Source organism: Janthinobacterium sp. UMAB-56, assembly GCF_900095265.1.
Classification (GTDB): domain Bacteria; phylum Pseudomonadota; class Gammaproteobacteria; order Burkholderiales; family Burkholderiaceae_D; genus Janthinobacterium.
Genome location: NZ_LT607653.1, coordinates 291,013 through 311,644, shown reverse-complemented (window position 1 = coordinate 311,644; position 20,632 = coordinate 291,013). Strand labels below are relative to the sequence as shown.

17 protein-coding genes and 1 tRNA gene are annotated in these 20,632 nt (G+C 63.8%); 9 read left to right on the top strand and 9 right to left on the bottom strand.

The features are described from left to right. Positions 1-75: 75 nt before the first annotated feature. Positions 76-2,439: a DNA polymerase II gene (locus K0F85_RS07350; protein WP_219115374.1), complete on the top strand. Its 2,364-nt coding sequence runs from the start codon at positions 76-78 to the stop codon at positions 2,437-2,439. Positions 2,440-2,723: 284 nt separating this feature from the next. After that, on the top strand, positions 2,724-4,040 hold the full coding sequence (locus tag K0F85_RS07345) for a hypothetical protein (protein WP_219115373.1): 1,317 nt from the start codon (positions 2,724-2,726) through the stop codon (positions 4,038-4,040). 79 nt (positions 4,041-4,119) lie between these two features. On the opposite strand, the gene K0F85_RS07340 is transcribed toward K0F85_RS07345, so the two are convergent. Then, a complete protein-coding gene (locus K0F85_RS07340) occupies positions 4,120-4,884 on the bottom strand; it encodes an SDR family oxidoreductase (RefSeq protein ID WP_219115371.1) in 765 nt (254 codons plus the stop codon). Between the two features lie 172 nt (positions 4,885-5,056). On the opposite strand from K0F85_RS07340, the gene K0F85_RS07335 reads away from it, so the two are divergent. Further along, positions 5,057-5,143: transfer RNA gene (locus tag K0F85_RS07335), tRNA-Leu, on the top strand. 168 nt (positions 5,144-5,311) lie between these two features. Here the strand turns inward: K0F85_RS07335 and K0F85_RS07330 are convergent. Further along, positions 5,312-5,704 (bottom strand): Imm10 family immunity protein, encoded by a 393-nt coding sequence (locus tag K0F85_RS07330; protein ID WP_219115370.1) that lies wholly within the window; start codon positions 5,702-5,704, stop codon positions 5,312-5,314. 147 nt (positions 5,705-5,851) lie between these two features. On the opposite strand from K0F85_RS07330, the gene K0F85_RS07325 reads away from it, so the two are divergent. From K0F85_RS07325 to K0F85_RS07310, 4 genes are all read left to right on the top strand, one after another. Next, on the top strand, positions 5,852-6,268 hold the full coding sequence (locus tag K0F85_RS07325; protein WP_257572592.1) for a GNAT family N-acetyltransferase: 417 nt from the start codon (positions 5,852-5,854) through the stop codon (positions 6,266-6,268). A gap of 7 nt (positions 6,269-6,275) precedes the next feature. Then, positions 6,276-7,022 (top strand): M56 family metallopeptidase, encoded by a 747-nt coding sequence (locus K0F85_RS07320; protein ID WP_219115368.1) that lies wholly within the window; start codon positions 6,276-6,278, stop codon positions 7,020-7,022. Between the two features lie 60 nt (positions 7,023-7,082). Then, positions 7,083-7,583: a hypothetical protein gene (locus K0F85_RS07315; protein ID WP_219115366.1), complete on the top strand. Its 501-nt coding sequence runs from the start codon at positions 7,083-7,085 to the stop codon at positions 7,581-7,583. 402 nt (positions 7,584-7,985) lie between these two features. After that, entirely contained in the window at positions 7,986-8,855 is an 870-nt protein-coding gene (locus K0F85_RS07310; protein WP_219115365.1) for a hypothetical protein, read from the top strand. 81 nt (positions 8,856-8,936) lie between these two features. On the opposite strand, the gene K0F85_RS07305 is transcribed toward K0F85_RS07310, so the two are convergent. The 3 genes from K0F85_RS07305 to K0F85_RS07295 form a co-directional block, all read right to left on the bottom strand. Further along, positions 8,937-11,255, bottom strand: a complete 2,319-nt coding sequence (locus tag K0F85_RS07305) for an NADP-dependent malic enzyme (RefSeq protein ID WP_257572591.1) — start codon at positions 11,253-11,255, stop codon at positions 8,937-8,939. Positions 11,256-11,447: 192 nt separating this feature from the next. After that, a complete protein-coding gene (locus K0F85_RS07300) occupies positions 11,448-11,810 on the bottom strand; it encodes a hypothetical protein (RefSeq protein ID WP_219115363.1) in 363 nt (120 codons plus the stop codon). 34 nt (positions 11,811-11,844) lie between these two features. Beyond that, positions 11,845-13,044, bottom strand: a complete 1,200-nt coding sequence (locus K0F85_RS07295) for an MFS transporter (protein ID WP_219115362.1) — start codon at positions 13,042-13,044, stop codon at positions 11,845-11,847. Between the two features lie 122 nt (positions 13,045-13,166). On the opposite strand from K0F85_RS07295, the gene K0F85_RS07290 reads away from it, so the two are divergent. Beyond that, the gene (locus K0F85_RS07290) at positions 13,167-13,688 is read left to right on the top strand and encodes a MarR family winged helix-turn-helix transcriptional regulator (RefSeq protein ID WP_219115360.1); all 522 of its coding nucleotides are present in this window, start codon (positions 13,167-13,169) and stop codon (positions 13,686-13,688) included. Here the strand turns inward: K0F85_RS07290 and K0F85_RS07285 are convergent. Beyond that, positions 13,685-14,293: a hypothetical protein gene (locus K0F85_RS07285; protein WP_219115358.1), complete on the bottom strand. Its 609-nt coding sequence runs from the start codon at positions 14,291-14,293 to the stop codon at positions 13,685-13,687. The genes K0F85_RS07290 and K0F85_RS07285 overlap by 4 nt on opposite strands. Before the next feature lie 89 nt (positions 14,294-14,382). Here K0F85_RS07285 and thiL point away from each other — a divergent pair, with 89 nt between their 5' ends. After that, complete coding sequence (gene thiL / locus K0F85_RS07280; RefSeq protein WP_219115356.1) at positions 14,383-15,363, top strand: thiamine-phosphate kinase; 981 nt, start codon at positions 14,383-14,385, stop codon at positions 15,361-15,363. Between the two features lie 3 nt (positions 15,364-15,366). Here the strand turns inward: thiL and K0F85_RS07275 are convergent, their stop codons facing one another. Genes K0F85_RS07275 through K0F85_RS07265 form a run of 3 tightly spaced genes read right to left on the bottom strand, consistent with a single transcriptional unit; the run spans position 15,367 to position 20,585 of the window. Further along, complete coding sequence (locus tag K0F85_RS07275; protein ID WP_219115354.1) at positions 15,367-17,943, bottom strand: EAL domain-containing protein; 2,577 nt, start codon at positions 17,941-17,943, stop codon at positions 15,367-15,369. Then, a complete protein-coding gene (locus K0F85_RS07270; protein ID WP_219115353.1) occupies positions 17,940-19,970 on the bottom strand; it encodes an ATP-binding protein in 2,031 nt (676 codons plus the stop codon). The genes K0F85_RS07275 and K0F85_RS07270 overlap by 4 nt, the downstream gene beginning before the upstream one ends. Then, the gene (locus tag K0F85_RS07265; RefSeq protein WP_219115351.1) at positions 19,971-20,585 is read right to left on the bottom strand and encodes a YfiR family protein; all 615 of its coding nucleotides are present in this window, start codon (positions 20,583-20,585) and stop codon (positions 19,971-19,973) included. Positions 20,586-20,632: the final 47 nt, after the last annotated feature.

Below are 20,632 nucleotides of genomic sequence, written 5' to 3'. Positions count from 1 at the left end.
GCAACCGCCCCCGCCCTGCGTCGGCTTGCTGTAATGTGCAGGCCAGCACACCAGACACTCACGATTCGACCATTCATGACAGGCAATACGCAGCACCCGCTCGAACAGGGCTTTATCCTGACCCGCCACTGGCGCGATACCAGCGCCGGCACGGAAGTCGATTTCTGGCTGGCAACGGACACCGGCCCCCGCCACGTGCGCCTGCCCGTGCAGACGGCGGTCGCCTTTCTTCCCATGGAGCAGCGCGAGCAGGCCGAACGGTTGCTGCGCGGCGAGCGCCACGCGGAGCTGCGGCCCCTGTCGCTGTCCGATTTTCATCATCGCCCCGTGCTGGGCTTGTACTGCAAGCAATACCGGCATTTGCTGAAACTGGAGAAGCAACTGCGCGCCCAAGGCGTCGACGTGTACGAAGCCGACATCCGCCCGCCCGAGCGCTACCTGATGGAGCGCTTCATTACGGCGCCGGTGTCATTCAGCGCAGAAACACCGCAGGAAGTGCAGCTGAGGCCGGCGCCCGCTTACCGCCCTGCCTTGAAACTGGTGTCGCTCGATATCGAGACGACGGCGTACGGCGAACTGTATTCGCTGGCACTGGAAGGCTGCGGCCAGCGCCAGGTGTACATGCTGGGGCCGCCAAACGGAGCGGATGACGCCCTGGACTTCGAGCTCGACTACTGCGACAGCCGCGCGCACATCCTGGAACGCCTGAACGCGTGGATGGAGCGCCACGATCCGGACGCCATCATCGGCTGGAACCTGGTGCAATTCGACTTGCGCGTGCTGCGCGAGCACGCCGAGCGCTATCAGGTGCCCCTGAAACTGGGACGCGGTGGCGCCGTGATGGAATGGCGCGAACATGGCGGCAAACAGGAACACTATTTTGCCGCCGCAGCGGGCCGTTTGATCATCGACGGCATCGAAGCCTTGAAGTCGGCGACGTGGAATTTTTCCTCGTTCAGCCTGGAAAACGTGGCGCAAACGCTGTTGGGCGAAGGCAAGTCCATCGACAATCCCTACCAGCGCATGGCCGAGATCGACCGGCGTTTCCGCGAAGATAAGCCGGCGCTGGCGCGCTACAACCTCAAGGATTGCGAACTGGTCACGCGCATCTTCGCCAAGACCGAGTTGCTGACCTTTTTGCTGGAACGGGCCAGCGTGACGGGCCTGGCGGCCGACCGCAGCGGTGGCTCCGTGGCCGCCTTCGAGCATCTGTACTTGCCGCTGATGCACCGGCAGGGGTATGTGGCGCCCAACCTGGGCGATGTGTCCGGCGAAAACAGTCCGGGTGGCTTCGTCATGGATTCGCAGTCGGGCCTGTACGACTCCGTGCTGGTGCTCGACTACAAAAGCCTGTACCCGTCCATCATCCGCACCTTCCTGATCGACCCCGTGGGCCTGGTGGTCGGCACCAGCGGCGACGAAGCCGATACCGTGCCCGGCTACTGGGGGGCGCAGTTTTCGCGCGTCAAACATTGCCTGCCCGCTATCGTGGAACAGGTGTGGCAGGGCCGCGAGACGGCCAAGCGCGAACGCAATGCGCCGCTGTCGCAAGCGTTAAAGATCATCATGAACGCGTTTTACGGTGTGCTCGGTTCCAGCGGCTGCCGCTTTTTCGATCCGCGCCTGGCTTCGTCGATCACCCTGCGCGGCCATGACATCATGCACCGCACGCGCGAGCTGATCACCGAGCAGGGCTATCAAGTCATCTATGGCGACACGGACTCCACCTTCGTGTGGCTGAAAACGGCGCATAGCGACGAAGCGGCGGGCAAGATCGGCCGTACCCTGGTGGCGCACGTGAATGCCTGGTGGGAGCGGCATTTGCGCGAGGAATTCGGCCTGGACAATGCGCTGGAGCTGGAATTCGAGACGCATTACCGGCGTTTCCTGATGCCCACCATCCGCGGCTCGGAAGAAGGCAGCAAGAAACGCTATGCGGGCCTGGTGGGCAAGCCCGACGGCAGTGAACAGATGGTCTACAAGGGCCTGGAAACCGTGCGCAGCGACTGGACGCCGCTGGCGCAGCAATTCCAGCAAGCCTTGTACCTGCGCATCTTCCAGCGCGCCGCCTACCAGGACTATGTGCGCGACTACGTGGCACGCACGGTGCGTGGCGAATTCGATGCCTTATTGGTCTACCGCAAGCGCTTGCGCCGCCCGCTCGACGACTACCAGCGCAACGTGCCGCCCCACGTACGCGCGGCGCGCACGGCCGACGCCTACAACCTGGCGCAAGGGCGGCCGCTGCAATACCAGAACGGCGGCTGGATCAGCTATGTGATCACGGTGGCGGGGCCGGAACCGCTGGAAACGCAGCGCTCGCCCATCGACTACCACCACTACCTGACGCGCCAGCTGCAGCCGGTGGCCGACGCCATACTGCCGTTTCTGGGCGACGATTTTTCGCGCCTCGTGTCGGGCCAGCAGGATCTTTTTTAGAATTGTTTTATATCAATTCTGCTTACCTGGGCGGCCAAGCTGAGGTAATATCGGCGCCTGCCGGGCTTATCTAGCCCAGTCCACGGGCGCTGTGCGCGGCGGCAGCGTAAAATACGCCATGGCGAAAGAATAAGAGCTCCACCGCAGAAGAAGATGCCGCTCCAGACGAGAATCGTTCGCAAGAAGATTGTCGCCACTGAAAGGGCGCATAATTTATCACTATGTTGAACCAGCAGGCTGTGCGGTATGCGCCTCCCCTGCTATTTTTTGAATGAATTGACACCATGACCGAGATCACGTCCTTAAGAGACATCCCGCAAAAAAATATCTTCCGCAAGGGCGACACCTTTGTGCTGTTCGGCGAGCTGTTCGGCCGCGGCTATGTGAATGGCTTGCTGGACGAAGCGCGCAAGGCGGGCATGAATATCGTCGGCATGACGGTCGGCCGCCGCGATGAAAACATGGCGCTGCGCCCCCTCAACGCGGAAGAGCTGGCGGAAGCCGAAGCCAACCTGGGCGGGCGCATCATCAATGTGCCGCTGATGGCCGGTTTCGACCTCGACGCGCCGGCCGGCGAGCCGACCCCGACGGCCCTGCTGGCCGACCTGACCCTGAAAAGCTGGCAGGAAGATAAGTTGGACTGGGCGCAGATCGAACGCTGCCGCGAAGCCGGCATCGCCCGCTTCAGCGCTTCCGTGGCAAAAGCGATGACCGAGCTGGACAGCCTGATTCCTGACGGCAGCAATGTGTATTTCGCCCACACCATGGCTGGCGGTATTCCGAAGGTCAAAGTCTTCCTGGCGATTGCCAACCGCATCTACAAGGGCCGCGGCGAACGCTTCATGTCTTCGCGCGCCCTGCTCGACAGCGACCTGGGTAAATTGATCCTGATGAACTTCGACGAAGTCACCGCCAATACCCTGCAGCATCTGATCGATGGCAGCGCCGCCATCCGTGCCCGCATCGAGCAAGCGGGCGGCCAGGTGCGCTACAGCGCCTACGGCTACCACGGCACCGAGATCTTGATCGACGGCAAATACCAGTGGCAAACGTATAGCAACTACACGCAAGGCCTGGCCAAGATGCGCCTGGAAAACGTGGCCAAGGCCGCGTGGGAACAAGGCATCAAGGCCACCGTTTTCAATTGCCCGGAAATCCGCACCAATTCGTCCGACATTTTCGTCGGCGTGGAACTGTCGCTATTCCCCCTGCTCGACGCGCTGAAAAAAGAAGGCGGCGGCGCCTGGGCAGAAGAGCAATGGAAAATCTGCCAGGGCTTGCTGGAAGACGGCGTCTCGCTGCAAGACTTGCTCGACCGTATCGCCGCCTACAATGGCGACGCCACCAGCGTGCAGTTCCGCAACTTTGCCGCCTGGCCGATGGATAACACGCCGGAGCTGGCCGAGGTCATGATCGGTACCTCGGACGACATCACCAAGCTGCACAAGGATCGCAAGGAACTGATCACCGACCACCTGAGCTCGCTGGTACTGGAAGGCACGGGCCCGCTGATGTTCCACGCCATGTCGGAGCCGCAAGCGCCCGTCGTCTGGCTCAACCACGACATCATCGCGCGCCAGCTGGCCTCGGTTCACAACTGAGCTTGATGTAGCAGCACAGCACCGACGGCCCGGCTCATCCCCGGGCCGTCGGCGTTTCCGCCGCCGCATGACGTATCCCTCAGGCGCGCACGATGGACACGCCGCCATCGGCCAGCAGCGCCGTGCCGGTGGTGAAGCTGGAGGCATCGGAAGCCAGGTACAGCGCCGAGCGGGCGATCTCGTCCGGCGTGGCCAGGCGCTTCAAGGCATGCAAGCCCGCCACGAAGGCCAGTGCCTCGGGCGTGGAGGCCACCGCGCGCCCCAACTGCGTATCGGTTCCTCCCGGCAGCAAGGCATTCACGCGGATGCCTGCAGCGCCATACTCGGCAGCCAGGGCCTTCGTCAAGCCGATCACGCCCGCCTTGCTGGCCGCATACGCGGCCATGCCGGACATGCCCAGCGTGTGGCCGACAAACGTGGACGTGAAGATCAGCGAACCGCTGCCGCGCGCCGCCATGGCAGGCAGCTGGTACTTGGCCGCCAGGAAGGCACTGGTGAGATTGGTATCGAGCGCCGCTCGCCAGTCTTCCAGGGCGAGCTCCGGCGTAGGCCCCATGGGTCCCAGGGTGCCCGCATTATTAAAGGCGATATCGAGGCCGCCAAAGCGTTGCAGCGCCAGCGCCAAGGCCCCTCGCGCGCACGCCGCGTCGCCCACATCGCCGGCGCAGGCCACGGCTTGCGCGCCGCCGTCCGCCAGCTGCGCCACCAGCGCATCAAGTTCCTTCTGCCGCCGCGCCACCAGCACCAGGCGCGCGCCATGGCGGGCAAACAGCCGTGCTGCCGCATGGCCAATGCCCGAGCTGGCGCCTGTGATGATGGCGACCTTGTTTTCCAGTTGTTGCATGGGATATCCCTCCAAGTAGTGAAGGGATACGATAGGCTGGCTGGTCGGGCGCGGCACTCCGCTTCTTGCGCTGGAATTGGCGTCCACAAGGAGGCTCAATGCTGGTGCAAAACACACGTAAAGCATAAAACTTGCCAGATTGTGACAAATCAGTGATAATGCGTCTCGCGTTGCCGGGATGGCGGAATAGGTAGACGCACGGGACTCAAAATCCCGCGCTGGAAACAGCGTGCCGGTTCGATTCCGGCTCCCGGCACCAAAAGATCATGTTTTACCGTATTAAGAAGTATCAGAACCCGCCCTTCCCATAGGAGGCGCGGGTTTTTTGTTGTCTTGTGTCGCCTTACAGCAGCGTCATCGTCCCCTCCCCCAATCAGTACCGGCGATCGCGCATACACGGCACCATGACCGGTGCCGTCCGCGCAGATCAGCGTTCCTCGCGATAGTAATCGCAACCTTCAAACGTGGTGCGCAGCGCCTGCTGCAACTGGGCGTAGCGCTCGGGCGTCAAATTAAAGCGCACGTCGATCTGGCCATCGTCATCCATCTGCATGGCAGCCTCGGCATCCATCTGCACGGACAAACGGTTCGGATGCAGGATCACGGCGTGCATGTGGCCATACCAGGCGAACTCCTGGCCGCCGTATTCGATGTAGGGCTCGTCCATGCCCATGGACACGTCCTGCTCGTCGTATTCCTCGGCGCGCTGCAGCATCAGGTAGACGGGCTCGCCTTTGCCAGCTGGCGCGGCGAGGGTGGTGATCAGGGCGTCGTCTTCATTGATGACGGACAACTCGGTGGCGGTAAATCCTGCGGACATGGCGGGCTTTCAACAAATATGTGGATACCGCCACCATAGCGCAAAAGCCGTACGGACGACATAGGGCGCGGCGAATAAAGCGTGCCGCCCCGCAAGCCCATCGCCGCCTATAATGACCACTCCAAACTATTTCTACAGGAGACCGTCTTGACCGCAACATCGCCCTACGCCACCCGCCTGGCCATTCCCGCCAGCGCCACCTACCGGCAGCTGCGCATTGCCGCCGGCCTGAGCGCGAAAACCACGGATGCGGCGGCCAAGGGCTTGCCGAACTCCCTGTTTGCCGTGCAAATCCTGCACGGCGACGAGGTGGTGGGCATGGGCAGGGTCATCGGCGATGGCGGCTGTTTCTTCCAGGTGGTCGATATCGCCGTGCTGCCGGCCCATCAGGGCAAAGGCCTGGGCAAGCGCATCATGCGTGAGATCATGCAATTCATCGAGACGGAAGTGCCGGAAAGCGCCTATGTCAGCCTGATCGCCGATGGCCAGGCGCAAGATCTGTACGCGCAATTCGGCTTCAAGCACACGGCCCCCGCCTCGGTCGGCATGGCGCTGAAGCGCTAGGCGCCCGATGCCGGCCTGGCTGCTCTGCACCATGGCGCTGGCGCTGCTGCTGAGCGCTGCCGCCTGGCGCGCCGAGCGCACGCTGCAGCGGCGCGGGCGCACGACGCGCTGGCTGTGGCTGGCGGCCATCGCCACGTCCGTCATCGTGCCGCTGGCGTGGCTGCCCGGCGTGCTGGCGGCCATGCCGGCGGAACAGGCGCAGCTGAAACTGGGCTGGTTTGTCCTATCAAGCGGCATGCTGCTGCTGTTGGCGCTGCGCAGCGTCTGGCTGCTGTCGCACCAGCGCCGCTGGCAGAAAATATCGTTGCTGGGCACTGCTGTCTTCCTGAGCGGCGGCATCGGCCCCTGCGTGGCGGGACTGCTGCGGCCCCGCATCGTGATGCCCGTCTGGCTGCGACTGATACTGCCCCGGCAACAGGCTCTGCTGCTGGCGCACGCACAATGCCGGCTGGCCGCGCGCGACCCGCAACTGCTGGCCCTGGCCTACGCCTTGATCGTGCTCATGCCGTGGAATCTGCCCCTGTGGTGGCAGTTGCACCGGCTGCGCTTTGCCATCGAAGTCGATTGCGATGCGCGCATGCTGGCGCACGGCCACGCGCCGCGCGACTATGCCATCGTCCTGCGCCAGCACGGCCAGTATTATTCGGGACTGACGGGCGCCGCCCCCCTCGTGCTGAAGGACCCGCTGGCGCTGCGCCGGCGGCGCCATCTGATGGCCAGATTTTCCCGAAACCAGGCGGCGAACTTGCTATAGTAGCGGCAACGCCGCGCAGCGTGCCCGCGGCTCATCCCACCAAGAAATCAGAGAGATACCATGCTTTACCTGCTTGCCATCGTGATCGTCATCGCCCTGCTGTACTACGTCTTCAGCGGCCGCACGCCCGTGCAAGCGCTGCACAAACCGCTCGTCTCGGTGCGCCAGTACGTGCCGGCGATTCCTGCGGGCGCACCCGCGCATCACTGGAGCGATGCGGGACGCTTCGCCTCGGAAGTGGAAAACGAAGCTATGTACCAAGGCGCCATCGTCAAACTGGCCGGTGAGCACGGTCCCGGCAATGCGGAAGAAAAATGCCTGGCCCTGCTCGTTTGCGACGATGCCAATCCCTTCCAGGACAAGGCCATCGCCGTCTTCATCGAAGGCCAGCTGGTCGGCTACCTGTCGCACAACGACGCCCTGCGCCTGCGCCGCAACCTGGGCCGCCAGGACCTGGTGGGCCAGCTGACCTCGTGCTACGCCGTCATCCGCGGTGGCGGACTGTGGAATGGCAAGCGCCTGGCGTATGCGGTCTGGCTGGATTTGCAGCCCTACAATTAAGTGAACTCCTGCCACGGCCAGCGTTGTTGCGTCACACAAAGCAGTACCGGACAGATGGCGCCGGCGCCATTGCAGACCACTGGAAGGGCAAGGAGTTCAATGCCATTATCGCTGGTAGGGGGCCAGACATTTTGATGCACATCAAACAACTTGCAATTTCCTGGCGCTGAGCTTGCGGAAGTCTATGCTGCATGTTTTTTTGACCCACATCAAACCCAGCATAAGAACATTCCCGGCAAACACCGCAATGCTGGACTTGCCCGTGTTGCCCTTCCAGCCTTGTTGCCATCCTGACTAGCGCATCGTCGTGCCAGCCTGGGATGGCAGCATGCAAGCGACGCGCGCCATGTGTATTGCTTGAATCGCTATAATTGCCTGACTACTCACATCAAGGCAATGTACATGACGCAACAACTGCTCAATTGGGGCAGCGCCCTGGCGCCGTTCGGCAGCGATCTGCTGTGGACCGTCCTGCCGTGGATGCTGCTGTATGGCGTAATCGGCTTTGTGCTGGCGCTCGTCATCTGCTACCAGCTGGCCAGAAAATGCCTGCTGGTGCGCCGTCCAAGCGCCTGGCATGTGGCCGCCAAGCTCAGCTATGTGTTGATACTGCTCGCGCTGCCGCTCCTCGCTGGCGGCTTTGGCGCCGTGCACAGCGTGCACCGCGTGGTCAACCACGCCCTCGAGCGCGACCTGCAGCCGGTGGTCGAAGCGCAGATGCCGGCGCTGCGCGTCTACCTGGAGCAGCAAGTCAAGCTGATCGCCCCGGGCCAGCCGGTCAGCATGCGCAGCCTGATCGAGCCATTCGTGCAAAGCATGTATTACCGCCCCACATCCAGCACTTACTGGGAACGCAGCAAGGCGCGCTGGATCAATGAATTCATTTTGCATCGCGGCAGCCTGCTACTGACGCAAGTGCTGCAGGAACAACTGATCGCCAGGGCCAGCGTGCTCGGCGAAGCGCTCAAGGGCGCCGACTTCCGTGGCCAGGCGACGGGCGACCTGGCCAGGCTGGGCACCGACCTGGCCGTGCGCTTGAGCACGGATGTGGCGCGCCAGGCCGACTTCAGCAAACTCGACAAGTCAGTGCCGATGATCTTCATCGATGCCATCAAACGGCAGTCCAGCATCTATTTCAATTCGCTCAAGATGACGCTGGGCCTGTTCGCGCTGCTGGCGCTGCTGCTGGTATGGGGCGAGATCATGGTGTACCGCTACTATTACCTGCGCCGCCATACGCTCGCCACGGCCCAGCCCGTACCTCCCATGTAAAAAAGCCACCCCTCCTTGCGGATGGGGTGGCTTTTCATGAGCAGCTAAGGGTTAGGCTAAGCGCTAGGCTAAGGCTCAGGCTCAGGCTTTACGCTGGGCAACCGCGTCGACCACGCACAGCGCCGTCATGTTGACGATGCGGCGCACGGTGGCCGATGGCGTCAGGATGTGCACGGGCTTGGCGCAACCAAGCAGGATTGGTCCCACGGCGATGCCGTTGCCGGCGGCTGTCTTGACCAGGTTGTAGGCGATGTTGGCCGACTCGATATTGGGCATGACCAGCAGATTGGCATCATGCTTCAGTGCCGAGTTTGGCATGATTTTTTGACGCAGCTTGCTGTCGAGGGCCGTATCGCCATGCATTTCGCCGTCGATTTCCAGGTCCGGCGCGCGTTCCTTGATGATGGCCAGCGCGGCGCGCATCTTTTGCGCCGAGGCGCTGTCGCTGGAACCGAAGTTCGAGTGCGACAGCAGGGCCGCGCGCGGCGACAGGCCGAAACGGCTCATCTCTTCGGCGGCCATGATGGTGATCTCGGCCAATTGCCCGGCATCCGGGTTTTCATTGACATGCGTATCGACCATCACCAACTGGCGTTCCGGCATGATCAAGACGTTCATGGCCGCGTAGACATTGCTGCCGGCGCGCTTGCCCAGCACCTGGTCGATGTATTTCAGGTGCAGCTGGGTGGTGCCGAAGGTGCCGCAGATCATGCCGTCGGCGTCGCCCTTGTGGATCATCATCGAACCGATCAGGGTGTGGCGGCGGCGCATTTCCAGTTTAGCGTATTCCTCGGTGACGCCTTTGCGGCTGGTCATGGCGTAATACGTATTCCAGTAGTCGCGATAGCGCTCGTCGAAGTCCGGGTTGATGACGTCGAAATCGACGCCCTGCTTGAGGCGCAGGCCAAACTTCTGGATGCGCGCTTCGAGCACGGGCGGACGGCCCACCAAAATGGGACGCGCCAGTTTCTCATCGACCACCACTTGCACGGCGCGCAGCACGCGCTCTTCTTCGCCTTCGGCGTAGACGATGCGTTTGAGTTCGGCCGGCGTGGACTTGGCCATCAGGAACAGCGGCTTCATGAAGGTACCGCTGCGGTAGACGAATTGCTGCAGGCTGTCCGCGTACGCTTGCAAGTCCTTGATCGGACGCGTAGCGACGCCGGAATCCTCGGCCGCCTTGGCGACCGCTGGCGCGATCTTGATCAGCAAACGCGGATCGAAGGGCATCGGGATCAGGTATTCAGGGCCGAACGACAGGTTGCTGATGCCGTACGTGGTGGCGACGATGTCCGACTGCTCGGCATGCGCCAGGTCGGCGATCGCGTGCACGACGGCGATTTCCATCTCGCGCGTGATCGTCGTCGCGCCGCAATCGAGGGCGCCGCGGAAGATGTAAGGGAAGCACAGCACGTTGTTGACCTGGTTCGGATAGTCCGAGCGGCCCGTGGCGATGATGGCGTCGCTGCGCACGGCCTTGACTTCTTCCGGCAGGATTTCCGGATTCGGGTTGGCCAGCGCCAGGATCAAGGGGTTCGGCGCCATCTTGCGAACCATGTCTTGTTTCAGCACGCCGCCGGCGGAAACGCCGAGGAAGATGTCGGCGTCCGGGATGATCTCGGCCAGGGTGCGCAGCGGCGTGTCTTGCGCGAAGCGTTCCTTGTCCGGGTCCATCAGTTCCGTGCGACCCTTGTAGACCACGCCGGCCAGGTCGGTGACGTAGATGTTTTTCAAGGGGAAGCCCAGGTCGACGATCAGGTCCAGGCAGGCCAGTGCAGCGGCGCCCGCGCCCGAGACGACCAGCTTGCAGTCTTCGATCTTTTTGCCGACGGCTTTCAGGCCGTTCAGGATGGCCGCGCCGACGATGATGGCGGTACCGTGCTGGTCGTCATGGAAGACGGGAATCTTCATGCGGTCGCGCAACTGGCGCTCGATGTAGAAGCATTCGGGCGCCTTGATGTCTTCCAGATTCACGCCGCCGAAGGTCGGTTCCAGCGAGGCGATGATGTCGACCAGTTTATCGGGGTCCATCTCGTTGATTTCGATGTCGAAGACGTCGATGCCGGCGAATTTCTTGAACAGCACGCCCTTGCCTTCCATCACCGGCTTGGCGGCGAGCGGGCCGATATTGCCCAGTCCCAGCACGGCCGTGCCGTTGGTGATGACGGCCACCAGGTTGCCGCGCGCCGTGTATTTATAGGCATTCGCCGGATCGATGACGATTTCTTCGCACGGTGCCGCCACGCCTGGCGAGTAGGCCAGTGCCAGGTCGCGCTGATTGGTCAGTTGTTTGGTCGGCGTCACGCTGATTTTGCCGGGGCGCGGGCACTCGTGATACTCGAGTGCGGCCAAGCGCAATTGTTGACGCAATTCTTCTTTTTTATCAGATGACGAATCCATGCTGTGCTGCCTTCCTGTTTGGTCGATCGGGTGTTCCGGATTTTATCAGACCAATTCTTTCAATTAGCTAGGTATTTTCCGCTAGCCACAGTCTGATATCACGAAAACGCATAACCTAGCATTGTAAGGCCGTCCGGCGGCACAAACGTCCGCAACAGCAAAAACTATCAAATTTTAGATTTCAATTAGTTTTTACGATGGAGCGCCAGGGGCGCGCCACAGCGGCAGCGCGGCGACGGCACGCTCGATATCGTCCATCTCGTCCGCACCGAGAGTGGCGTCGAACGGCGCCGACAGGATGCTGCGCATCAGCGCCAGGCGCGTCGTGGCTTGCTGCTCGTCGATGAAGCGCGTCGTCTCGGCACAATACCGTGCGCGGCGCAGGGCATCGGCGCCGTCATCGGCGCCATCGGGATAATAATGGCGGCCGATGTGCTGCAGCGACTGCAGCAGCAATTCGATCTCTTGCAGGATGCGCAGCGCATCCTCGCCGGACAGCACGATGCGGCGGTTGGCGGGCAGCAGGGCGGGCGGCGCGGCGATATGGTCAGCCATGGTGGCATCTTTCTCTCAAGCACAAGCCGACAGCCTACGCGATTTTCCCCGCAGGCGACGCCAGCCGCGCGCCCGGCGCGAAGCGCACGGCGATCAGCAATAACACCACGACGCCGCCCGCCATCACCATCCACGCCTGCGCCAGGCTGGCTGAATGCTGGCGAATCAGCCCGGCAATAAACGGCATGCTGCTGGCGATGATGTAGCCGCCGCCCTGCACAAAGCCCAGCAGCGCGCCGGCACCGGCCGGGTCACGCACATGGTCCATGCTGACGATCAGCGACAGGGGAAACAGGGAGCCGATGCCGCAACCCAGCAATATCACGGCCGGCAGCGCCAGTTGCGCTGGCGCCACGATCAGGCAAGCCAGGCCGGCAAGTACGGACAACAAGACGGACAGCAGCAGGATGCGGCGGTCGGGAAAGCGATGGATGATGCTGGAAATCACCAATCCGGCCAGCACTTCCACCAGGGTCAGGCCACCGAGCAGCAAGCCGCTGTCGGCCGCACTCCAGCCCAGCTCCGTGTAAAACGGCGGCAGCCAGGCCAGCACCAGCGTGTAGGCGCCCGTACCGATGCCGAAAAACACCATCAACAGCCAGGCGCGGCCACTGCCCACGGGCAGGCTGGCGCCCGCGCCGCTGGCCACCTCCACGCGTGTAGCGGCAGCACGGTGCCACAGCAGCGCGGCAGCCACGGCGGGCAGCGCCCAAAGGGCCAGCAGCGCGTTCCAGCCCCAGCTTTGCGCCAGCGGCGAGGCGGAGGCGGCGGCAATGGCCGCGCCGCCCATGATGCCCGTCGTATAAAACCCCATCAACTGGCCCGCCCGCGCGGGAAAATGGCGCTTGATGAAGGCTGGCAGCAAGGCTTGCACCAGCGCAATGCCCAGGCCGCCCAGGGCCGCCGTGGCGATCAGGCCGCCGCTGCCATGCAGAGGCCAGCGCAGCGCGCAGGCGACAGCAATGATGGCGATGCCCAGCGAGATGCCGCGCGCCACGCCCAGCCGACGCTGCAGTTGCGCGCCCGCCAGCGCGCACACGCCCATGGCGAACACGGGCACTGTGGTCAGCAAGCCCGCGTCGGCATTGCTGATGCCCGTGCTGGCCTGGATGCTGTCGAGCAAAGGGCCGATGGCGGCCAGGATAGGCCGCAGGTTAAGTCCCAGCAGGATGATGGCGGCCACCAACAAGGCGGACGAGGGAGGCGGTGCAGAGACGGGGCGTTCGGATGGCATGGGATAGTAGTCCTTGCCTCGCAGGGAGGCACATGGTTTAATGCGCCATATAAATAACTCGATGAAAAGTATCTTAACATAGAGATAGAAATATATCTTGATGTCGAGATAAATGCATACCCATGACAACTACCCCGCAAGAACATACACGCGCGCAATTTGCCGCAGCACAATGGCAGCGCGAGCTGCCGCAGATGGATACCGCTGCCATGCAGCTGGTGGGCCAGCTGGGCACGGTGGCACAACTGATGGCGCGCGACTGGCTCAACCCGCTGTTTGCCGAGCACGGTTTGCAGCCTGGCGAATTCGACGTGCTGGCGACCCTGCGCCGCTCGGGCGCGCCGTATGCGCTGACACCGACGGCCCTGTACGAGGCGGCCATGCTGTCCTCCGGCGGCATGACCAACCGCATCGACCGGCTGGAAGCGGCCGGCCTGATCGAACGCCAGAAGCATCCGACGGACCGGCGCGGCGTGCTGGTGGCCCTGACGTCCCGGGGCCTGGCATTGATTGAACAGCTGGTGCTGCTGCACGTGGAGAACGAGCGCGCTATGCTGTCGCCCTTGAACGCGGACGAGCAGCGCCAGCTCGACCAGTTGCTGGCCAAGCTGCTGCACGGCATGGCGCAGGCGAAAAAAGCTTAAGCGAGCAAGTGCGCCAGCTCGCGCAGCGCCGCATTGCCGCGCCGGGCCAGGCGCTGCAGTTCGGCAGTGTCACGGCTGTCATACAGGGCCTGGACATGGCGCGCGCTGGCCGCGCGCAAGTCGATATCACTGTCGCGGCGGCCTGGAACATGGGCGTCGGCCACGTTCCCCTCGACCAGGGTCAGATAGTAATGACGGGGCTTGCCCCACAAGTTGGCGGAAAACTGCAGCACCAGGCCATTATCGAACAGCAGGGCGCCGCTGCGGCCCCCCTGCTCCAGCAGCACGCGAAACGCCGGCAAAGGCTGCCGCGCCGCGCGCAGGAAGCCGGCCAGGTGCACCCGATCACCGAGGCCCAGGCCATTCGCGACCAGCTGGCCGCGCTGCAGAAACGCCTTGAACAATACATGCACGGGCCGGCCGGCACGGCGGAACAGGCGCTCGTCCTCGTACAGGCACAGCTGGTCGACGTCGCTGACGGCATCGAAGCCGTGCGCCAACAGCTCCTGTGCTTCGAAGGTGGCCAGGCCGACGGCTTGCGGGTCGCGCAGCCAGCCATGGTCCAGCCAGGATTGCAACAGGACGTGAATATCGAGGATGGGCATAGTAAGGTGCTCGGCAGTGGCAAAGGCCTGTATTGTAGGCCAGCCTATAATAGCCGGGCCACACCATCACTCAACGCACAGACTACGCCATGGCCCCTCACGACGCGCTTTCCGAATTCGACCTGATCAAACAATATTTCGTGCGCCAGCGCCCCGGCCGCGCCACCCTGGGCATCGGCGACGATTGCGCGCTGCTTACGCCTAGTGCCGGCAAGCAGATCGCCATTTCCTCGGACATGCTGGTCGAAGAGCGGCACTTCTTTGCCGGCGCCGACGCCCGCATGCTGGGGCACAAGAGCCTGGCCGTGAACCTGTCCGACCTGGCGGCCATGGGCGCGCGCCCCGTGGCCTTTACCCTGGCGCTGGCGCTGCCGCAAGCCGAACGTGGCTGGCTGGCCGGCTTTGCCGAAGGCCTGTTTGCGCTGGCCGATGCATTCGGCTGCGAATTGATCGGCGGCGACACCACCAAGGGCCCGCTAAATATCTGCATCACCGTGTTTGGCGAACTGGCACCGGGCCAGGCCTTGCGCCGCAGCGCGGCCGTGGCGGGTGACGATATCTGGGTCAGCGGCACGCTGGGCGATGCGCGCCTGGCGCTGGCCGGCTACCGCATGGAACAGGAGCTGGCGCCAGCCGACCTGCTGACTGCCGCCCCGCGCATGCACACGCCCACGCCACGCGTGGCGCTGGGCTGCGCCCTGGCCGAAACGGGCCTGGCGCATGCGGCTATCGACATCTCGGATGGCCTGGTGGGAGACCTCGGTCATATATTGAAAGCGTCGCGGGTGGGCGCCACGCTCGATGTCGACGCCCTGCCGGCCGGCCCCGTGCTGGCGCAACAAGCTATGGCCCTGCGCCGCCGCTACACGGCCGCCGGCGGCGACGACTATGAACTGTGCTTCACGGCGCCCGCTTCCGCGCGCGAGGCCATCGCCGCGCTGGCGGCAAGCTGCGGCACGCCCGTCACGCGCGTGGGTAGCATCGAGGCGCAATCAGGCTTGCGGCTGGTCGACTCACAGGGGCAGCCGCTGGATTTGGCCTTGAGTTCTTTCGACCACTTCAGCGAATAAGGTCTACCGCACCGCCACGCGCGCCAGCCCTGGCTGGTTCACCATCCAGTAATGCTGGAAGGCCAGGCGGATGTTGTCGCGCAACTGGGTGTCATCCCACGGTTTCGTATAAAAACGGTAGATGGCGCCCCGGTTGATCGAGTCGAGCACGGCTTCGAGGCCCGTGTAGCCGGACAGGATGATGCGGATGGTTTCCGGGTACAGCTCTTTTACTTTGCTCAAGAATTCCGTGCCGCTCATGCTGGGCATGCGCTGGTCGCAGACGATGACGTGCACCCGGTGCAGCGCCAGCATCTCGAAGCCTTCGGCCGGCGTGCTGGCCGTGAGGATGTGGTAGCCCTCTGGACGGAACAATCGGTGCAGGGACGACAGCACATTGACGTCGTCGTCAACGATGAGCAGGGTCTGCGCCGGCTGCGCGGCCGGGTCGTGGCCGGGCGGCAGGCCGGCACCGGCGACGATCATCTGCCCCAGCTCCAGCGCCGGCAGGGCGCGGCTGAAATAAAAGCCCTGGATTTCATCGCAGCGGTTGCGCCGCAGGTATTCGAGCTGCGGGCGCGATTCCACGCCCTCGGCCACCACGCTCAATTTCAGGCTGTGCGCCATGCTGACGATGGCCAGCGCGATAGCCGCGTCATTCGGGTTGCTGGTGATGTTGCGCACGAAGGCGATGTCGATCTTCAGCTTGTCGATGGGGAAGCGCTGCAGGTAGGCGAGGCTGGAGTAACCGGTGCCGAAATCGTCGATGGCCACCTTCACGCCAATTTTTTTCAGCTTGCCCAGCACGACGATGGTGCGCTCGGCATTCGACATCAGCGCCGTTTCCGTCAATTCCAGTTCCAGCAATTCCGGCGCCACGCCATGCTGCGCCAGCGCGCGCGTCACCTCGCCCTCCAGGTCGCCTTCGGCAAACTGGCGGCTCGACACATTCACGGCCACGTGCACCGGCCCCACTTCGCTGTCGCGCCACTCGGCGATCTGCCGGCAGACGGCCTCGATCGCCCAGGCGCCCACGCGCACGATCAGGCCCGTGTCTTCCAGCACCGGCACGAATTCGGCCGGCGCCACCAGGCCATAGCCGGGACGGCGCCAGCGCAGCAGCGCTTCCACGCCGCTGATGCGGCCCGTGCGCAAATCCACCTTGGGCTGGTAATACAGGATGAATTGCTCGTGTTCGAGCGCATGGCGCAGCGCCAGCTCCAGGTCCAGGCGCGCCAGCACCTGCACGTTCATGCCGGCCGTGAAAAAGCGGTAGCCGTCGCGGCCCGCCAGCTTGGCGCCGCCCATGGCCGTATTCGCGTATTTAATGAGCGTTTCCGGGTCGGTGGCATCGTCCGGATACATGGCGATGCCGATGCTGGCCGTCAGGGTGGCCGCGTGGCCGCGCAAGTCGAACGGCGCGCGCAAGGCTTCGCGCACCTGGTTGGCCACCGCCACGGCTTCCTGCTGGTTGCGGCTCATGGTGAGTATGAGCGCGAATTCGTCGTTGCCCAGGCGCCCTACCGTGTCGCGCAGGCGCACGCATTCGACCAGGCGGTTGCTGAACTGGCGCAGCAATTCATCGCCCAGCGCCGCACCCAGGGTGTCGTTGATGCTTTTAAAACGGTCCAGCGCGATGAACAGCACCACGATGCGCCAGCTTTTTTCCTGCGCCAGTTCGACGGCCTGGGCCAGGGTCTGGTAGAACAGGCTGCGGTTCGGCAGTCCCGTCAAGCCATCGTAGTGGGCCAGGTGCTTCAGGCGCTCCTGCGCCTGGCGGCGCTCGCTGATGTCGCGCGCCACGGCGATCAGCAGCAGCCCCTCCGTGGCCTGCCCGCCCGCCACGGGTGCTTGCACATACCAGTGCCAGCCCAGTTCCACGGGGACCACTGCCTGGTCGCGCCGCACCAGTTCGCATTCCGTCACATCCGCGGCCAGGTGGGACGGACCACCCGACAGCGCGGCCAGCGGCGGGGCTGGCGGCGATGGCAGCAAGGTGCCGGGCGCCAGCGCCAGCAGTTCGCCGCGCGCGTAGCCAAGCAGGCGGCAAGCGCCGTCGTTGACGTCGACCAGGGTCATACCCAGCACGTCAACGAGAAAGATGGCGTCGGTGGTGGCGTCCATGGCGCCGCGAAAGCGCTGCAGTTCGGCCGTGCGCTGGCCCACCGTGCGTTCGAGCAGCGTGTTGTAGTGGCGCGCGGCGCGGTGCAGCAGGCGCACTTCGAGCATGTTGCGGATGCGCGTGAGCACCTCGAGCGCGTCGAAGGGCTTGCTGATGAAGTCGCGCGCGCCCGCTTCCAGCGCCGCCAGCTTGGCATCCGGGTCGGCCGCGATCACCAGCACGGGCAGATAGCCTTCCAGTTCCAGCGGGCGCAGGGCCTCCATCACGTCGAAGCCGCTCATGCCGGGCATCACCAGGTCGAGGATGATCAAGTCGAATTGGTGGCGCTGGTGCAGGCCGGCCACGGCGCGCGCGTCGAGGGTACTGCTGGTGGCCGTGTAGCCGCCGCTGACCAGCAAATGCTCGAGCAGGCGCAAATTGACGTCCTGGTCGTCGACGATGAGAATTTTCGCCGCATAGATATCGGCCTGGCTGCTCATGGTGCGCCTGTTCCCTTCTGCCGGCGCTGCTGCGCTACATAGGCCAGGGTGCTGTTGATCGCTTCGGTAAATTCGTCGAGGTTGATCGGCTTGGTCAGATAGCGGTAAAAGCCCAGCGCCATGCTGCGCTCCACGTCGCCTGGCATGGCGTTGGCTGTCAGGGCGATGACGGGGATGTGCGCCGTGCGCGGATCGGCGCGCAGCATTTTCAGGGCCTCCGTGCCATTCACGTTCGGCAGGTTGATGTCCATCAGTATCAGCTGCGGCAAATGCGTGCGCGCCATTGCCACGCCCAGGCGGCCATCCGTTGCCGTCAGCAACTGCAATTGCGGACAGTAGCGCACGATTTCCTCGACCAGGGTCAGGTTGGCGGGATTGTCTTCCACGTACAGCAAGGTCACGGGGGCGCTGTGCTCAAGCAGCGCCCCGGCCAGGTCCGGCCGCGGCAAGGCAGGGGGGGCCGGCGCGGGCAAGGCATCGACCACGCGCAGCTCGATCCAGAAGGTGCTGCCTTCACCGGGCGCGCTGGAGACGCCGATGCTGCCATCCATCAGCTCCACCAGGCGCTTGGTGACCACCAGGCCGATGCCGCTGCCCTCTTCCGTGCCACCCTCCTGCCCCAGCCGGTTGAAGGGCTGGAACAGCAGCGCCACCTGTTCGCCGTTGAGGCCCACGCCCGTGTCGCGCACGCTGATGCGTACCCTGCCACCCGCCTGCTGGACGCAAGCGATGGCCACGTGTCCCCGCTCGCAGTTGTACTTGAGCGCATTCGACAGCAGGTTCAACAAGATCTGCTTGAGGCGCGTGCGGTCGGCCAGCACGTTCAGCGGGCAGGTATCGGGGAAGTCCATGCCGATGCCGCGCTGGCTGGCCAGCGGCGCGATCATGTCGCGGCATTCCTGCAAGATGGCGTCCAGGCCCACCGGTTCCAGCGACAGGCTGACCGTGCCCGATTCCACCTTGGCCAGGTCGAGGATTTCATTGATCAAGGTCAGCAAATGGCGCCCCGATTTCAGGATATGGCCGGCGAACTCCTTCTTTTGCTCCAGGGTCGACGGCAGGCGGTCGGAACTGAGGATTTGCGCGAAGCCGAGAATGGCGTTGAGCGGCGTGCGCAATTCATGGCTCATCGACGACAGGAAGGCCGACTTGGCATAGTTGGCGCTGCGCGCCTCTTCCATTGCCATGGCCAGTTCGCCGTTCGTCATTTCCAGCTGCATGGTACGCTCGTGCACGCGCACTTCCAGTTCCTGGTTCAGGCGCATGACTTCCTGCTGCGCCTGGGTGCGCTGCTCGCCTTCGCGCGCCAGCTCGCCGTTCGAACGCTCCAGCGCATGCGTGCGCTGCTCGATCTCGGCCAGCATCTTGTTGAAGGAATCGACCAGCTGCGCCACTTCGTCAACGCTGAGCTTGCGCGCGCGGCGCGAGTAGTCGCCCGTCTCGATCACTTCACGCGCCACGTCGGCGATATCGAGAATGGGCTGCGTGATGACGAAGTCGAGACGGCGCAACAGCAGCAAGGCCACCAGCAGCGCCAGCACCGTCACGCCCAGCGCGATGGCCAGGTAATCGGCCGTGCGGCCAGCCAGCTCATAATCGGCGCGCAAATACACTGTGCCCAGCAGTTCGCCATTGTCGACGATGGGCTTGAACAGTTCCACCGAGCTGCCCTGGATGCTTGCGCCTTCCTTGCCCACCTTCGCCGGCAGCTCGCCCACATGTTCATTCGCGCGGTAGCTGGCAAACAGGCTGCCGTCGGCCTTGTACAGGGCGCCGGCCGACACGCGCGGGCGGATGCGCATCAGGTTGAGGTTTTCCAGCGCCAGGCGCTCGTCGTCGAAGGCCAAAGCGGCGGAACTCATGTGTCCCAGCAACTCGGCCTGGGTACTGATATCGGCCACCAGGTTACGGTGGTAGGCGCGCAAGTCGTAGGCGACGATGGTGCCCAGAGAAATGACGAGCGCCACCAGGGTGGTCAGCAAGACCACCGACATCAGTTTGTGGCGGATGGAGCGCAATCTGATCATCTAGGCGCCCCCCGTCTGCACGCGATAGGCGGCCAGCAACATGCGCGCACTGATGCGGATATGCGCCTGCGCCACCGGTTTCAGGGCCACGTCGAAGCGCACCTTGTCCTCGGCCATCACAAAATTGATCATGCTGCCCATCGCGTAGATCTCATCCGAATCAGATACCGTCAACAACGCCAGGCCACGGCTGGCGGCCAGCATCTCTTGCAGCGCCGTTTTCTCCAGCGCGCCCAGGTACAGCACGTGCAGCCCGGCCAGCGCTTCGCCGCGGCGCACTTTTTTCACCTGCACGGCGCGGCCATTGACGCTGTGCCCGGCAACGCTCTGTTCGAGCTGCTCGGCCAGCGCATCGGCGCCCGCCACGCCGATCACCAGCGGAGAATCGGGCCGGGCGAAGCTGCCGTCTGGCCATTCGACATAGCCGGCAAATTTGTACAGATACGCGGCCTTGACCTGACGTTCCAGCTCCCCCGGCACCTGCGCCCGCGTATCGACGCACAGCACGCCCAGGAACAGCAATAGCCAGCCCCAGCGAAGGGAGCGGCGGCGGCCGCGCACAGGGCGGCGCAGCGGGCCAGGATGATGCCACCAGGTCCAGTTCAGAATTACCATGACAACCGAGTAAAGATAATGCATACGAAGGCGCGGCACCATGCCGC

Coding starts and splice junctions, on each gene's coding strand:
- K0F85_RS07350 (WP_219115374.1), top strand. CDS start 76: ATGACAGGCAATACGCAGCACCCGCTCGAACAGGGCTTTATCCTGACC.
- K0F85_RS07345 (WP_219115373.1), top strand. CDS start 2,724: ATGACCGAGATCACGTCCTTAAGAGACATCCCGCAAAAAAATATCTTC.
- K0F85_RS07340 (WP_219115371.1), bottom strand. CDS start 4,884: ATGCAACAACTGGAAAACAAGGTCGCCATCATCACAGGCGCCAGCTCG.
- K0F85_RS07330 (WP_219115370.1), bottom strand. CDS start 5,704: ATGTCCGCAGGATTTACCGCCACCGAGTTGTCCGTCATCAATGAAGAC.
- K0F85_RS07320 (WP_219115368.1), top strand. CDS start 6,276: ATGCCGGCCTGGCTGCTCTGCACCATGGCGCTGGCGCTGCTGCTGAGC.
- K0F85_RS07315 (WP_219115366.1), top strand. CDS start 7,083: ATGCTTTACCTGCTTGCCATCGTGATCGTCATCGCCCTGCTGTACTAC.
- K0F85_RS07310 (WP_219115365.1), top strand. CDS start 7,986: ATGACGCAACAACTGCTCAATTGGGGCAGCGCCCTGGCGCCGTTCGGC.
- K0F85_RS07305 (WP_257572591.1), bottom strand. CDS start 11,255: ATGGATTCGTCATCTGATAAAAAAGAAGAATTGCGTCAACAATTGCGC.
- K0F85_RS07300 (WP_219115363.1), bottom strand. CDS start 11,810: ATGGCTGACCATATCGCCGCGCCGCCCGCCCTGCTGCCCGCCAACCGC.
- K0F85_RS07295 (WP_219115362.1), bottom strand. CDS start 13,044: ATGCCATCCGAACGCCCCGTCTCTGCACCGCCTCCCTCGTCCGCCTTG.
- K0F85_RS07290 (WP_219115360.1), top strand. CDS start 13,167: ATGACAACTACCCCGCAAGAACATACACGCGCGCAATTTGCCGCAGCA.
- K0F85_RS07285 (WP_219115358.1), bottom strand. CDS start 14,293: ATGCCCATCCTCGATATTCACGTCCTGTTGCAATCCTGGCTGGACCAT.
- thiL (WP_219115356.1), top strand. CDS start 14,383: ATGGCCCCTCACGACGCGCTTTCCGAATTCGACCTGATCAAACAATAT.
- K0F85_RS07275 (WP_219115354.1), bottom strand. CDS start 17,943: ATGAGCAGCCAGGCCGATATCTATGCGGCGAAAATTCTCATCGTCGAC.
- K0F85_RS07270 (WP_219115353.1), bottom strand. CDS start 19,970: ATGATCAGATTGCGCTCCATCCGCCACAAACTGATGTCGGTGGTCTTG.
- K0F85_RS07265 (WP_219115351.1), bottom strand. CDS start 20,585: ATGGTAATTCTGAACTGGACCTGGTGGCATCATCCTGGCCCGCTGCGC.